This window comes from Bianquea renquensis (assembly GCF_014384895.1).
Classification (GTDB): Bacteria; Bacillota; Clostridia; order Lachnospirales; family Bianqueaceae; genus Bianquea; species Bianquea renquensis.
Genome location: NZ_JACRSQ010000017.1, coordinates 44,085 through 58,182, shown reverse-complemented (window position 1 = coordinate 58,182; position 14,098 = coordinate 44,085). Strand labels below are relative to the sequence as shown.

The 14,098-nt window shown below is 51.3% G+C and carries 11 protein-coding genes; 2 read left to right on the top strand and 9 right to left on the bottom strand.

From position 1 onward, the window contains the following. Nucleotides 1-178 precede the first annotated feature (178 nt). Nucleotides 179-1,054, top strand: a complete 876-nt coding sequence (locus H8730_RS11655; RefSeq protein ID WP_177718603.1) for a PHP domain-containing protein — start codon at nucleotides 179-181, stop codon at nucleotides 1,052-1,054. A gap of 43 nt (nucleotides 1,055-1,097) precedes the next feature. Next, nucleotides 1,098-1,541 carry a large conductance mechanosensitive channel protein MscL gene (mscL, locus tag H8730_RS11650; protein ID WP_177718601.1) on the top strand — a complete coding sequence of 148 codons (444 nt, stop codon included), beginning with the start codon at nucleotides 1,098-1,100 and terminating at the stop codon, nucleotides 1,539-1,541. A gap of 80 nt (nucleotides 1,542-1,621) precedes the next feature. On the opposite strand, the gene H8730_RS11645 is transcribed toward mscL, so the two are convergent. The 9 genes from H8730_RS11645 to H8730_RS17920 all read right to left on the bottom strand — a co-directional run bounded on the left by H8730_RS11645 (nucleotide 1,622) and on the right by H8730_RS17920 (nucleotide 14,059). Then, nucleotides 1,622-3,769 carry a glycoside hydrolase family 3 N-terminal domain-containing protein gene (locus H8730_RS11645; protein ID WP_177718599.1) on the bottom strand — a complete coding sequence of 716 codons (2,148 nt, stop codon included), beginning with the start codon at nucleotides 3,767-3,769 and terminating at the stop codon, nucleotides 1,622-1,624. Between the two features lie 104 nt (nucleotides 3,770-3,873). Further along, the gene (locus tag H8730_RS11640) at nucleotides 3,874-4,578 is read right to left on the bottom strand and encodes a response regulator (RefSeq protein WP_177718597.1); all 705 of its coding nucleotides are present in this window, start codon (nucleotides 4,576-4,578) and stop codon (nucleotides 3,874-3,876) included. Beyond that, nucleotides 4,571-7,258: a DUF4118 domain-containing protein gene (locus H8730_RS11635; RefSeq protein ID WP_177718595.1), complete on the bottom strand. Its 2,688-nt coding sequence runs from the start codon at nucleotides 7,256-7,258 to the stop codon at nucleotides 4,571-4,573. The genes H8730_RS11640 and H8730_RS11635 overlap by 8 nt, the downstream gene beginning before the upstream one ends. A 133-nt stretch (nucleotides 7,259-7,391) precedes the next feature. Next, complete coding sequence (gene kdpC / locus H8730_RS11630) at nucleotides 7,392-8,000, bottom strand: potassium-transporting ATPase subunit KdpC (RefSeq protein WP_177718593.1); 609 nt, start codon at nucleotides 7,998-8,000, stop codon at nucleotides 7,392-7,394. A gap of 28 nt (nucleotides 8,001-8,028) precedes the next feature. Further along, nucleotides 8,029-10,098 (bottom strand): potassium-transporting ATPase subunit KdpB, encoded by a 2,070-nt coding sequence (gene kdpB, locus H8730_RS11625; RefSeq protein WP_177718591.1) that lies wholly within the window; start codon nucleotides 10,096-10,098, stop codon nucleotides 8,029-8,031. A gap of 31 nt (nucleotides 10,099-10,129) precedes the next feature. Then, the gene (gene kdpA / locus H8730_RS11620; protein ID WP_177718589.1) at nucleotides 10,130-11,866 is read right to left on the bottom strand and encodes a potassium-transporting ATPase subunit KdpA; all 1,737 of its coding nucleotides are present in this window, start codon (nucleotides 11,864-11,866) and stop codon (nucleotides 10,130-10,132) included. Further along, nucleotides 11,863-11,955, bottom strand: a complete 93-nt coding sequence (locus H8730_RS11615; protein WP_177718587.1) for a potassium-transporting ATPase subunit F — start codon at nucleotides 11,953-11,955, stop codon at nucleotides 11,863-11,865. The genes kdpA and H8730_RS11615 overlap by 4 nt, the downstream gene beginning before the upstream one ends. A gap of 889 nt (nucleotides 11,956-12,844) precedes the next feature. Beyond that, entirely contained in the window at nucleotides 12,845-13,711 is an 867-nt protein-coding gene (locus H8730_RS11610) for an aminoglycoside 6-adenylyltransferase AadE (protein ID WP_001255868.1), read from the bottom strand. 156 nt (nucleotides 13,712-13,867) lie between these two features. Beyond that, nucleotides 13,868-14,059, bottom strand: coding sequence for an aspartate/glutamate racemase family protein (locus H8730_RS17920; protein WP_370751961.1), 192 nt, complete (start codon nucleotides 14,057-14,059; stop codon nucleotides 13,868-13,870). Nucleotides 14,060-14,098 lie beyond the last annotated feature (39 nt).

Here is a 14,098-nt window from a genome sequence, read left to right as displayed (position 1 = left end):
ACTATTATAGCACTTCTTGTTCTATTGTCAAGCACGAATTGCAACTGGTGCGGCGATATGGTTTACAACATCTCCCAGACAGAACCGCCACCACTTATTTTCGCAGCTTGCTTTTTCGTGAAGTCTGCCGTATAATACACCTAGATTGGTTTATCTGGAAGGAGCTGTCTGGAAAAAGATGAATATTTTTGACTCGTCGTGCCCTTGGCAAAAGGGGAATCTTCACACGCACACGACTCTGTCGGATGGAAGAAAAACAGTGGAGGAAGCCATCGCGCTTTATCGCGGGCAGGGCTATGATTTCCTTGCCATCACAGATCACCGGAAATATTGTCCACCCGCTGAAAAAAATGGACTGCGCGTTATCCCGGGAACGGAATTTGACCGGAATTATATGTCGCCCAATATCGCCTACCATATTCTAGGGATCGGTTTGGAGCGGGAGGTGGTTCAGGACCCGGCGGCAACTCCGCAGCAAATCTTGGACGCCATCCACGGCGCAGGCGGTCTATCCATTGTCGCCCACCCGGGCTGGTCGCTGATGACCCATGAAAGCCTTCAAGAACTGTCGGGCTACGACGGAATTGAAATCTATAACGGGGTTTCCGAGTATTACAGCGGACGTGGATATTATAGCGATTACGCCGATGTCCTGGCGGCCAATGGGATCATGAAGCGATTGTTTGCCACTGACGATACGCATTGGTACGAGCGGGATGCATTTAGAGGGTATATCATGGTACAGGCGCCCGATAATACTTGGGCATCCATTCGCAAAGGCATTGAGGAGAACCGTTACTACTCCACCCAGGGGCCTGAACTCCACCAGATTACATTGGATGAGACGACCTTTACTCTTCACGTGGATTCCTCCCCTCTCTGTTCCGTCATCTTTTACAGTGACACCTTCTTCGCAGGCAATCGGGTCCAGCTGGGGGACCATATCACCCACAGCCAATATAAAATTAACTCCACAGATCATCACGTGCGCGTAGAAGGCATTGACGCCAATGGCAAGCATGTATGGAGCAATTTTATCGAAATTCCACAGTGACCTTCGATCTACAGCATCCACTCAATTTGAAAGGAAGATACCGATGAAAAAATTTCTTCAGGAGTTTAAAACCTTCGCGCTTCGCGGCAATGTCATGGATCTAGCCGTGGGCGTCATGATCGGCGCCGCCTTCCAGGACATCGTCAAATCCCTGACTGAGGATGTGCTCTCCCCGCTGGTGGGCCTATTTGTCAAGACGGATTTTAGTATGCTCGCCTTTACGGTCAACGGCGTTGAAGTCCGATACGGTGCTTTCATCACGGCCGTTGTCAATTTTGTTTTGTTGGCCTTCTTGATTTTCTTGCTCATCAAGGGCATAAACAAATTGGCGTCTCTCCATAAAAAACCCGCCGCGCCTGTGGTCCCGACAGTGAAGGTCTGCCCCTACTGTCTCAGCGAGATTCCGATAGCTGCCACGCGCTGTGGCCACTGCACATCCATGCTCAGCGAGACGGAGTCCGCCGCTGACGAGACGCCGGATCTGTGATTTCTCTACATATGGAAAACAGGAGAGACACCCGCCAGACGGTGGAGTCCCTCCTGTTTTTTACATTGCTTGAAAGCCCTCTATCCTCTCACGGCAAAGGTGCAGCGGGCTTGCTCGTCCGCGCTGCTGTTGCCGGCCGTGACTGTGAATTCGCCGGGCTCCACCACCCATCTGCCATCCATCCAGAATGCCAGATCGCGGTTTTTCAGCGTGAAGGAGAGGGTCCTTGTCTCTCCCGCCTCCAGAAAGACCCGTCGGAATCCTTTAAGCTCCTTCTCCGGCCGCACGAGGGACGAAATCTCGTCCCGCACATACAGCTGGACAACTTCCTCTCCGGCGCGCGCTCCAATGTTGGTGATCTCCACCGCAAGCTGGACATCCTCTTCAACGGTGGGATCGCAGGAGACGACCCTCAGATCGTGGATGCTGAAGCGGGTGTAGCTGAGTCCATATCCAAAGGGATATAAGGGTTTGACAGGCGACTGATAATAATCCGGCGCGCGGCCCGGTATCAGTTTATTATAATAGCAGGGAATCTGCCCTACATTGCGTGGTACAGTGACGGACAATTTACCCCCAGGATTATACTCTCCAAAGAGCACGTTCGCCAGCGCGGTCCCGCACTCCTGCCCTAGGTAAAACCCTTCTAGGATTGCTGGGATGTGCTGATCGGCCCATTCAATGGAGGACGGACGTCCGTCCAGTAGAACCATGACCACCGGTGTACCAGTCTCGTACACGGCCTCAATCAACTGTTGCTGATCCCCTTTCAGGTTTAGATCATCCACATCCTGATTTTCCATGCAGGTAATCTCATTGCCGCCCACAACCAGGATTGCAACGTCCGCCTTGCGCGCGCAGGCTACTGCCTCCGGGATATCCACCGCGAGATATGTATCCGGGTCGCATCCCTGACTTGTCAAGACCTGAACGGAGCGGCCAACGTAGCGGCGAATTCCCTCCAGTACGGATACATAGTGGCGTGGCTTTGCCGTCGCATAATTGCCCAAGAGCACCCGATCACTGTTGGGACCGAGAACCGCAATGGTCTGTAGCGCCGATACATTCAGGGGCAACAGTGCATTCTGATTCTTGAGCAACACAATCGCTTTTTGCGCTGCCTTTAGCGCTATTGCGTCATGTTGAGGATTCTGAAGGACCTCCTCCACATCGTCCCTCTTCGTTCCATAATACACGGTTTTACCCGCTAGAGACACATGCGCATCCCCTTCTACGTTTTGATAGCAGGCTTCCAGAGATTCCTGCTCCGGCTTTGCGCAAGGGTCATGGAGCAGGTCCATCTCATATTTAAAGAGCAGCACACGCCGGACAGCAGTGTCCAGCTGCTCCATGGAGACAAGGCCATCCTTCACCGCTTGAATCAGCGCGGGACCATAGATCCGATTTTCATTCCAGGGGATCAACCATGCCAGCTCCGTATCGACGCCGGCATCCATAGCTAATTTTGCGCTTTCCTCCAGGGAGGAACAGACCTTCATGGTCGTGTACAGCTTCCGAATGTCCCCGTTGTCCGATACAATCATGCCCTCAAACCCGAATTCTTGACGGCAGATATCCTCAATCAGGTGAGAATTGGCGTGGCAAGGGATTCCATTGAGCGCATGGTGCGCTGGCATGATGGATGCCGCTTGTGCCTCCTTGATACAGGCCTCAAAGGGGGGCAGATGGATCTCTCGAAGTTTACGTTCGGACAGTTCCATAGCGGCGCCGTTCAGCCCCGCCTCCGGCTCCCCGTCAGCTACCAAATGCTTCAATGTGGCAATGATGTGATCCCGATTTAGCCGTTCCTCACCCATCCCCTGCAATCCCTTGCAGAATGCTACACCCGTTCTGGTCACTAGATACGTGTCCTCACCGTACGCCTCCTGTATTCTTCCCCACCGCGGATCCCGGACAACGCCTAGCATCGGGGCAAAGCAGTGATGAACTCCCAAAGCCCGCGCCTCCTTAGCCACGATGGATGCGACTTCCTCTACCAGCTCTGGATCCCACATGCAACCCAGTGCCAGCGCCTGGGGAAAGGACGTGGCGCGGTCCGCCACCATACCGTGAAGGCATTCTCCGTGCTGCATATGAGGGATTCCCAAACGTTTATTTCCATTGGGGAAAAAGGCCGCCAACTGTCCAGCTTTTTCTTCTATGGTCATCTGATCAAGCAGCGCCTGCGCCCATGTCTCCGCTTCCTGCCGTTTCTGTGTTGTTTGCATCCTTTACCTTCCTCCTGTCTATGTCACTTCTCGCTCCGTTCACGAGCACATCCAGTATACCGCAGAACATACAAAAATGCAACCATTTTATAACAGGCTGCGGATCACTCGGGGATCCGCAGCATTCGATATCCGATTCCAATGTGGGTCTGAATGTATTGTGGCTGGGACGGATTCTTCTCAATTTTTTTGCGCAGCGTTGCCATAAAAACTCGAAGGGACGGTGTATCGCCGGGCAGGGCGTTCCCCCACACTTCCTTTAGAATATAGTTGTGGGTCAGCACCTTTCCCACATTTTTGGCCAGAAGGCAGAGCAGTCTATACTCAATGGGCGTCAGATGAACCTCCGCGTCCGCGATATAGGCGCACCCCGCCGCGTAGTCAATCTTCAGCTCTCCGTTGACGAAGACGCTGGATGATTTCCCTGCTTTTTCTACATCATAGCGGAGCCGGCGCAGTGTGACGCGGAGTCTCGCCAACAGTTCTTCGACGCTAAAGGGTTTTGTCAAAAAATCATCCGCGCCTGCGTCTAACGCATCAATCTTATCCCGATCTTCACTGCGCGCGCTGACCACGATGATGGGCATATTGGACCAGCCGCGAATTTTTTTGATGATGTCGACTCCGTCCATATCCGGCAACCCGAGATCTAGAATCACCACGTCAGGTTGGTTGGATATGGCCTCCATGATGGACTCTCCGCCGGTACTCGCCGTATGATACTGATAGCCCTGCGTCTCCAGCGTGGTCGTGATCAGGTTGCGCACTGCTTTGTCATCTTCTACCACGAGAATTCGCGGTTTATACATCACAATTCACCTCCTCTGAATACAGCGTAAAATAGAACGTCAATCCATGGGGCGCATGGTCCTTCACGCCGATGATTCCTCCGTGTGCGTGGATAATGGACTTGCACAGGGAAAGTCCAAGGCCGAGGCCCCGTCTCCCGTCCCCCCGGTTTTTGTCAACGGTGTAAAACATATCGAAGAGCTTGCTCTTTGCCTCATCCGGAATGCCCGCGCCATCATCGCTGATCTCAAATAAAATCATGTCTTTGCTCTTTCTGGCGGCGATGGTGATGTGGCTCCCTGGGTCCGTGTATTGTATGGCGTTGTCCACAATATTGATGATGACCTGCAAGATCAGCCGGGAATCCATCTTTGCCATCAACATATCATCCTCCAGATTCACGCGGATATCATGCTCGGAGCTTCTGCGGTTCACGTGCCGGAGCGCCTCCTGTATGACCTCATCCACAAGTTCTGACTGCATCGTCAGATTCATCGTCCCATTTTCGATCCGGGTAACCGATAAGAGATTCTCCACCAGGTTGATCAGCCAAATGGAGTCGTCCAAGATATCGGAGTACAATTGCTTTTTCTTCTCTTCATTCAGAATATCGCCGTTCTCCATGAGGATTCCCGCATTGCCAGAGATGCTGGTCAACGGCGTCCGCAGATCATGGGATATGGCCCGCAGCAGATTGGCCCGCAATTGTTCCTGCTGGGCTTGAATGGCAATCTGATTCTTTGTCTTGGTCACCAAATCTTTTTCTAGAGCTAGACCACACTCACCTAGCATTGCCACCAGAAGATTCTTCTCAAAGGCGCCCAGAGTCTCCCTCTGCCCAATGGCGATCGCGGCGACGGCAAAGACCGTTTCATGGCTGCGCACTGCCATGTATAGGCAGCGCGCTCCAGGCAAGGTATTGGTGGTGGCGCCAGCGTGTTTATTATTTTTATATACCCATACAGCCACTGCCCGCTCATCAGGCGTCGTATACAATTCGCTTTCCAGTTCCGCATCTTTTGCGAACACTAATGGCTCGCTCAGTTCTTGCTGCTCCTCCTTGACGGGATAGATCAAAACCGTGCGGTCCAACAGCCGGAGCATCTGGCGCGCCAGCTCGGTCAAGATCTCCTGCTGTGTCTGGGCCGACTGAAAATGCTGGCTCGTCTCCAGGAGGACTTCCGTCCTGTAGGCTTTCTGTGCCGCCTGCTTCGCCTGCATTTTGACTTTGCTCGTCAAGGTGCTAACGATGATGGAGACGATGAGCAGGAACAAAAAAGTAACCGGGTATTCCGTGTCAAACACTTGAAAGGCAAACTGCGGTGCGGTAAAAAAATAGTTGAAGGCAAAGACGCTGATTAAGGAGGAGAATGCGCTATATAGCTTGCCTTTCGTGACAAGTGCCGTCACTAAAACTCCCAGGATATACAACATAATGATGCTGGCTTCGCCAAACTTCAGATGGTCAAACCAAAATCCTAGCAGTGTGGTGAAAATCAAAATCGCCAGAGAGACAGCCACATCCTCGAAGGAGAATCCCTCTCCCTGGACTTTGCCCAGCAAACGGCGCTTATTCCGGTAGGGCGACAGTGTGTCTGGAATGATATAGATATCCAGCGCCGGAGCCAGACTGGTCAACCGCTCCACTAAATTGGCTTTGCTCGACCACCAATATTTTACGTTGTTGGACCTTCCGATGATAACCTTCGTCACACCGCTGGCCTTCGCATACTCCGCTATCTGGTAGGCTACATCATCCCCGTAAACGGTGGCAATTCTGGCCCCCAGCTGCTCCGCAAGGCGCAGATTCTCTGTAAGCCCCCTCTGGGCCACCGTCTCGGACTCGGTCTCCCGCTCAACAAACAGCGCGGTAAACTTGCCATGAAAGGCATCCGCCATCCTGGCCGCTGTCCGAATAACTTTGGCATTGCTGGGCGACGCGGATAAACAGATCAAAATATGTTCTCCCGCGTAGTAATCCCTTTTCTCCGCCGTCTTATTGACCCGCTCTGCCGAGCGCAGGAGCGCAATCTCCCGGAGGGCCACCAGATTGGTTTTAGAAAAGAAATGCGCAAGCGCCTGCCGCGCCTGTCGCTTCTGATAGATCTTGCCCTGACTTAACCGCTGGATCAGCTCATCTGGCTCAATGTCCACCAGCTCCACCTGATCCGCATTGTCGAAGACTGTATCCGGCAGCCGTTCCCGGACTGTGATGCCGGTTATGGATGCCACCACATCATTGAGGCTTTCCAGATGCTGTACATTGACGGTAGTATAGACGTCGATGCCGGCTTTCAGAAGCTCCTCCACGTCCTGGTACCGCTTGGCGTGACGGCAGCTGTCCGCATTGGTATGGGCCAGTTCATCTATGAGGATTAGCTGCGGTCTCCTGGCCAATGCCCGATCCAGGTCAAATTCGCGGATTGCAACTCCCTTGTGGTCCATCAGCAGAGGGGGAATTAGCTCCAGTCCATCCAGTAGCGCCAACGTGTCTGGCCTTGCGTGCGGCTCTATATACCCGACGGCCACGTCGATCCCCGCTTTGCTCGCCTGATGAGCCGCCTCCAGCATGGCATAGGTCTTGCCCACACCCGCCGCATATCCGAAAAATATCTTCAGCTTGCCCCTGACCTGCCGCTTCTGCTCCTCTCCCATAATCTGCTGAAGCAACAGATCCGGATTGGGCCTCTGGGTTTCCACGTCATCACCTGATTTCTCTTCTCAGAGTATACCATGACCTCCGGCCATGATATGGCTCCGCAGCGCTGCACATGGCTGGCGCCTATCATCACGTTCACGATTAGTATATCACAAATTCCTTTCAAGTTCTATCTTATTCTGTTAAGATTCCATCCAGTGCCAAGTTCACTTTCAGAACGTTGACGGTCGGCTCCCCAAAAATCCCCAAGAAACGTCCTGTTGTATACCGGTCAATGATGGCCTGCACCTCGTCAACGGATCGCCCGGTGTTCCTTGCAATCCGCTGAATCTGGTACTCCGCGGCTGCCACTGAGATATGGGGATCTAAGCCACTTCCAGAGCAGGTTACCAGATCCTCCGGTATCGGTACGCCAGCCTTGTCGGGATGCGCCTCCTGAATTTTCAAGACCCTTTCTGCGATGAGCTCCTTATACTCCTCACTGGCGGGGCTAAGGTTGGAGGCCCATGCGTACATGACAGGATTTCCATCCTCATCTGTAAATGTCTCCGTGTCGATATTCATGATGCGCCCCCAGAGATGGCCAGTATCCGTAAACTGCTGTGCCAAAAGCGCAGATCCATATTTCTTGCCATCGACCTCGACAATGCTGCCATTGGCCTTGTCGTGAAACAATAATTGGCCGGCGCCGGTCACCACCAGAGTGTACAGGCCACCGCAGAGGAGCGTCATCATGAGGAAAAATGCAATCGCCCTCGGCACTACTTCTTTTATGGTTTTCATCTCGATCACCTTTCTTTTACTTAACAGGTTAAAAAAGCCCGATCCCCACTAGGATCATATCGATCAGCTTGATGGCAATAAAGGGAATCACCATACCTCCGACCCCATAGACCAGCAGATTTCTCGAAAGCAATTTGCTAGCGGGAACCTCCCGGTATTTGACACCTCTCAGGGCAAGGGGAATCAGCGCAATAATGATCAGCGCATTATAGAGAATCGCGGAAAAAATCGCGCTCTCAGCGCTGTGGAGGCCCATAATGTTTAGGGCAGATAACCCCGGATACACTGCCATAAACAGCGCTGGTATAATCGCAAAGTACTTTGCCACATCGTTGGCGATGCTAAAGGTGGTCAAACTCCCCCTTGTCATTAACAGCTGTTTTCCAATTCGAACGATATCGATGAGCTTTGTGGGTGATGAATCCAGATCCACCATATTGCCAGCCTCTTTTGCTGCCTGTGTGCCGCTGTTCATCGCTACCGCCACATCCGCTTGCGCTAGCGCCGGCGCGTCGTTGGTTCCATCTCCGGTCATGGCGACCAGATGCCCCTTGGCTTGATAGTCGCGGATGAGCTTTAGTTTTCCCTCCGGTGTGGCTTCCGCCAGAAAGTCATCGACCCCGGCTTCCGCCGCAATCGCCGCTGCCGTCAATGGATTGTCGCCCGTGATCATGATGGTCTTGATTCCCATCTTCCGCAGGTCCGCAAACTTTTCTTTGACCCCCTGCTTGATAATATCTTTTAAATAGATGACGCCTAGCAATTTGCGATTTTTCGCCACCACCAAAGGGGTTCCTCCTTGATTGGCTATCGCCTTCACCACTTCCTCACACTGCGCGCTAAAGGATCCCCCCTGTTCCGCTACATACTCTTGAATCGCGTCCGCAGCCCCCTTGCGGATTTCGTTGCCATTGTAGTTGACGCCGCTCATGCGGCTTTTCGCAGTGAAAGGGATAAACTCTATATTTAAGTCGCTCATGGAACGGCCGCGAATCCCAAACTTTTCCTTTGCCAGCACGACAATGCTACGCCCTTCGGGCGTCTCATCCGCCAGCGACGAAAGCTGTGCTGCATCTGCCAGCTCCTCCGGGCTCACACCGTCCACTGGAATAAATTCCGACGCTTGCCGGTTACCAAGGGTTATCGTCCCGGTTTTGTCCAGCAACAGAATATCCACATCCCCCGCCGCTTCAATGGCGCGGCCGCTCATGGCTAGAACATTGGCCTGATTCAGCCTGCTCATACCCGCAATTCCGATGGCGGACAACAGTGCTCCGATGGTGGTGGGCGCCAGGCAAACCAGCAGCGCCACTAGGGATGTGATGGAACTGGGATTCGACATGCCGGCCTGTTTGGCGGAGAAGTCAGAATAGGTAAATAGAGATACTGTCACCAGCACAAAGATAATGGACAGGGCCACCAGAAGGATTTGCAGGGCAATTTCATTGGGCGTTTTTTTCCTCGCCGCCCCCTCCACCATGGCGATCATCTTATCCAAAAAGCTTTCACCGGCTTCGCTGGTAATCTGAATTACCAGCCAGTCAGAAATGACCGTAGTGCCGCCGGTGACCGCACTTCGGTCGCCACCGCTTTCTCGTATCACGGGGGCGGATTCCCCTGTGATGGCGCTCTCGTCCACGGAGGCCGCTCCCTCGATCACCTCACCGTCGCCGGGCACTTGCTCGCCGGATTTGACGATGACGATATCGCCCTTCTTTAGCTTTGCGGACGGAATCACCGTGATGGCGTCCTTCTGCCCCGCCGATGGGATCTTGTGGGCCTCCACATCGCGCTTTGCCGCGCGGAGCGTATCCGCCTGTGCCTTTCCGCGCCCTTCAGCGATCGCCTCCGCAAAGTTGGCGAAAAGAACTGTGAACCAAAGCACGATGGCGACCCCTATGATATATCCCGGGCGTTGATCCCGAATGCCGAATAGCGAAAGGAAATATAAACCTGTGGTCAAAATCGCGGAAATATACACCAGCAACATGACCGGATTCTTTGCCTGTGTCCTCGGCGCCAGTTTGACAAAAGCATCCTTCATCGCTCTTGCCATCATGTTTCCATCGGCAAAGGCTGACTTTGACTTTTCTTGCATTTGACTCACCCTTTCCTTCAATTCCATACCGTTATGCCATCCCCTGGACAAATTCTGCGATGGGGCCCAGGGACAGTGCTGGGAAGAAACTCAGCGCTCCCACCAGCAGTACAATGCCGATCAATAGACCGATAAACATAGCATTGCTTGTGGAAAGCGTACCGGCGCTAACCGCGACTTTCTTCTTCCGGGCCATACTTCCGGCGATGGCTAAAGCCGCGACCATGGGGACAAACCGTACAAACAACATACTCAATCCCAGGGAAACATTGAAGAATGGGGTGTTCGCATTAAAACCGGCGAACGCTGACCCATTGTTTCCGCCGGCGGATGAATAGGCGTACAGCATTTCGGAGAAGCCATGGGCCCCGCTATTGTTCAGGCTTTGAGCTGTTTGCGGTAGGAACGCGGCAATCCCGCTTCCAATCAGAATTGCAACCGGCGTAGCCAGACAGATCAGCATTGCCATTCGCATTTCATAGGGTTCAATCTTTTTCCCCAGATATTCCGGTGTCCGCCCAACCATGAGGCCTGCGATGAAGACTGTAAGAATCGCAAAAGCCAACATGCCATACAGGCCACAGCCGACGCCTCCGAAGGCCACTTCCCCCAGCTCCATCAAGAGCAGCGGGATCATCCCCCCTATGGGGGTATAGCTATCGAGCATGGAGTTGACAGATCCGTTGGACGCCGAAGTGGTAAAGACCGTCCATGTGACGGATGTGGCGATGCCGAACCGTGCCTCTTTTCCCTCCATATTGCCACCGGCTTGATTCTCCCCGCGGATGTCCACTGCACCATCTTGCTCCAATTGGGCCGTGCCTCCTTGCTCCTGAACCGCTGTAACAGTCAAGGCCCCAAGCAGTATGATCATCATGGCTAAGAATATGGCGACTCCTTGCTTCTTGTCGTTGACGCATTTTCCGAAGGTAAAGCAGAGCGCTACCGGAATCACGAGGATCGAGATCATCTCCATGAGGTTAGACAGCGGAGTCGGATTCTCAAAGGGGTGGGCCGAGTTCGCGCCGAAGAATCCGCCGCCGTTGGTTCCCAGCTGTTTGATGGCAACCTGGCTAGCCGCGGGTCCCATAGGCACAATCTGCTGCGTAACCTGCGTTCCGTTCTCCAGCGCAATGGGCTCCACTAAGGTTACTGTCTCATAGGGCGTAAAGTTTTGAACAACGCCCTGGGAAATAAGCGCCAGTGATACCAGAATGGATAGGGGAATGAGGATGTACAGGATACTGCGCGTCACATCTGTCCAAAAGTTTCCGATTCCGTTTTGCTTAACGCGGGTCAACCCACGGATCAGGGCAAAGAGAACGGCCATTCCCACCGCGGCCGATACAAAGTTCTGTACCGTCAACCCCATCATCTGTGTAAAATAGCTGAGGGTGGCCTCCCCAGAATACGCCTGCCAGTTGGTGTTCGTCACAAAACTAGCCGCCGTGTTGAATGCCAGATGCCAGGATGTACCGGGCAATCCCTCCGGATTCAGGGGAAGAAGATTCTGAATCATGTGCAGGACCATCAACACGGCTAGACATATGGCGCTGAACAGCAGCGCACAACCTGCGTATTTTTTCCACCCCATATCTTCTTCTTGTTTAACACGCAAAAGACGGTAGACCCCTCTCTCACAGGGCGCTAAAACCCTGGTAAGAAATACCTTCTCCCCCCTCATCACTTTGGCGATGTATCCCCCGAGGGGGATTGCCAACAGCACAAGGATGGCAATATAGAGTCCATATTGTAAAACGCTGTTCATCTCCTATCCTCTCCTTTTAACAGAACATATCCCAGATAAACCAGCACCAACAGTGCTACGACGCCAACGATACCGGTTACGACTTCCATGGTTCTCCCTCCTCTAAGGCTCTTTCCTGTGGCTATTCATTTTACGGAGATGAGTGTAGCACGAAGATAGTAAGATTGGTGTTAGGATGCTGGCGCGAGATGTTAAGATTGTGCTAAGAGGATTTATTGAGTAACTGTCAAAACTATATAAGATGTATTTCTATTTGTTAGAAAATTCGTAAATCTTCTTGCATTATTCACATTATTATGATAATCTAAATTATAATATACATGTGTTGGAGGGATGATAAGATGAATATTAACGAAGACGTTGGTATTGTTCATGATATAATATTTTATAACGTTGTTTAGGTCAGTTTACAAGGAACTACACGCAGACCGTGAAACGGGCTGCTGACAACAAACGGCGGTATGCTCCCGGAGAGGGCAGCATACCGCCTGTTTTGTTGTCCGGGGTTTCCAAAGGGGTGCCCCCTTTGGCACACGACTTTGCTTGCAAAGTGTAGTGTGTTATACCTGCTGGCGTGGCTGACGGGGGAAACGGGGTGCGGTGCTTCTTGCGCCCCGTTTGCTCCGGCAGGAAAACAGGCTGAATTTTTGCGAATGGGAATGAGCAAAAAATCGGCCTGTTTTCAGAGAACGGCGGCAGGTATATGAAAGCCCCCGTCCCTCGTCCTACGCTCCGACTTGTGGACAAAGTGTCCCGAAGTTGTGGCCACACTCCCGGAAAAGTAGCAGGACAGCGGGCAACCGTCAAGGCTGAAATGAACGGGGTTACACCCGGCCTTGACCGCCGCCCGCCGCCCCGCTGGATGGGTGGACAAGGCGGCCAATCCCTCAAAGTGCTTGTCCGCGCTCTTTCTGATTTTGAGGTATTCAGTTTTTCAAAATTGAATAATCAAAATAAATTTTTTCGATTGAAAAAATTTTATTTGTTATCATCTTCAATGCCATATTTTTTCTTTTGCCGAATCACATAATTACTGATTTTTTCATCATATAGTGGATACTGGTAATCCAACTGGCATGCCACTTCTGACGAAACCTCCCGGAACAATGCCATACATTGTTCAAAGGATTCCCACATATGGGGATAGGAATCCATATTATAAGTGGACATAAGTCGTTCCCACAATTCCTCTGGGACATATTGCTTCATAAATTTATAGTTTTTTCCCAAACTGAAATGAAATCCCTGTTTGATACCAATCAGCCAGGAAATCATGCGAAGCAATTCTTTTCGTACTATATCATTCATATGGTCAATAGCAAAAAGAATTTCTTTGCGGCATAAGCCCTTTACTACATATGTTGTAGTATTCCAAAATTCATTACAGCAATCGTCAAACATTCTTTGAGTAGGCTTCTGCAAGTGGTAGTCTATATCCGTTGGTATTGGCGGCTTTACGATACGGTTGTCTTTATCCAACAGTAACTTTACCAGTTTATCCCATGTAAAATACTCGTCTATCAGTTCCAGCGGCAGCAAAGTTAAATCTATCTTAACATCATCAGTAAACAGCATTAAATATGAAAATCCCTTTTCTACAGCTGGAAATAATTCCATATCTTCCGGCTTTTGCAGAATCAACCTTTCACCAAATATATCTAGCCATTTATCATCACTTGTGAAGCTGTCCATATCCGTAACAAAAAAAGTAATATCAAAATCCTGAAAATCATCAGGCGGAATATTTGTATTTGTTCTAGATCCTTCCAAAGTAACCATGCGAATGCGTTTGTCTGTTTTTGCAAAATTCAAAACAATATCATAAACTTCCTTTTCTGATCTCATTTTTATCTCCTCCAATTATTGAAATAGGTGTGAAGCCATTTTAGGGCTTTCCCGCCTTGATTACCCTTTAGCAAAGACGGGCGGGGCTGTCAACGGCGGCGCATGAAATGCGCCGTTCATCTTGACCGTTGACTGGCTCGGCTGGCTTTGCTATTTTTATCGAATTGCATATTGGTAAATTGCATTGATATGTACTTGGGTTGTATTCACGATTGGCACATTAACATCTTCGGGCTTTATGGCAAGTGGCAGCTCCGTACAGGCGAGAATGAGTGCATCTACATTTTCTTTTTCAATGTATTTATTTGCCAGTGCAATCATTTTCTCTTTATCACTAGGAATTACTATGCCATTCTCTAAATTGGGGTATATCAGTTTTCCTAATAG